We start from the raw sequence: 1,128 nt of genomic DNA, 5'->3' as shown, positions 1-1,128 counted from the left end.
GGCGCCCTCGACGGCCTGCTGAAGGACTCCGCGCTGGGCGCGCAGACCTCGGCGGCGGTCGTCGACGTCGCCACCGGGCAGCAGCTGTACGGGGCCGACCAGGACACGCCGTACACCCCGGCCTCCACCATCAAGACGGCCACGGCCGCGGCGGCGCTGGCCGCGCTGGGGACCGCGCACCGCATCGAGACCACCGCCGTGGCCGACGGGGACACGGTCGTACTCGTCGGCGGGGGAGACCCCACGCTCACGGCCCGCCCCGCCAAGGAGGGGGCGCAGCCCGCCGCGAGCCTGAAGGAGCTGGCGGACGCCACCGCGCGCGGCCTCAAGGCGCGCGGCAAGGGCCGGGTGAAGGTCGCCTACGACGCCTCCCGCTACTCCGGTCCCGCCGTCCACCCCATAGGGCCCAACGAGAACATCGCGCCCGTCAGCGCCCTGATGGTCGACGAGGGCCGCCTGGACGACTCCGACCGCGGCCCCGCCGAGCGCACCGCGGACCCGGCCGGCGACGCGGGGCGGAAGTTCGCCGGGATGCTGCGCGAGGCGGGCGTCGACGTGGACGGCGACCCGGCCGCGGGGCGCGCGGGCGACAAGGCGGAACGTCTCGCCTCGGTCTCCTCGCCGCCGCTGTCCGCGCTCGTCGAGCGCACCCTCACCAACAGCGACAACGACATCGCCGAGGCGCTGGCCCGGCAGACGGCGCTGGCATCCGGGCAGCCCGCCGACTTCGAGGGCGCGGCCAGGGCGGTGACCGGCCGCCTGGAGAAGCTCGGCCTGCCGCTGTCCGGGGCGCGCATCGCCGACGGCAGCGGGCTCGACCGCGCGGACCACGTCTCGGCGGCCTTCCTGGCCTCCCTCCTGGCCCGGGCGGCCGATCCGGCCGTCCCGGAGCTGCGGCCGGTGCTGACGGGGCTGCCCGTGGCCGGCTTCAGCGGGACGCTGAGCGGGCGGTACGGGGCGGACGCGGCGGGGCGCGGCGTCGTCAGGGCCAAGACCGGCACGCTCACGGGGGTGAACACGCTGTCCGGCACGGTCGTGGACGCGGACGGGCGGTTGCTGTCGTTCGCCTTCATGACGACGGGCGCGGCATCGGGCGAGGGCGCCCAGGGGGCGCTGGACCGCCTGGCG

The 1,128-nt window shown here is 77.3% G+C and carries 1 protein-coding gene; it reads left to right on the top strand.

The features are described 5' to 3' along the window. On the top strand, positions 1-1,128 hold a 1,128-nt coding region (dacB, locus tag V7793_RS37790), incomplete at both ends, for a D-alanyl-D-alanine carboxypeptidase/D-alanyl-D-alanine endopeptidase (RefSeq protein ID WP_336014272.1).

It is taken from the genome of Streptomyces sp. KLMMK, assembly GCF_036961605.1.
GTDB lineage: Bacteria > Actinomycetota > Actinomycetes > Streptomycetales > Streptomycetaceae > Streptomyces > Streptomyces telluris.
The sequence above is the reverse complement of the archived record's forward strand: the minus strand, read 5'-3'. Positions and strand labels throughout refer to the sequence as shown.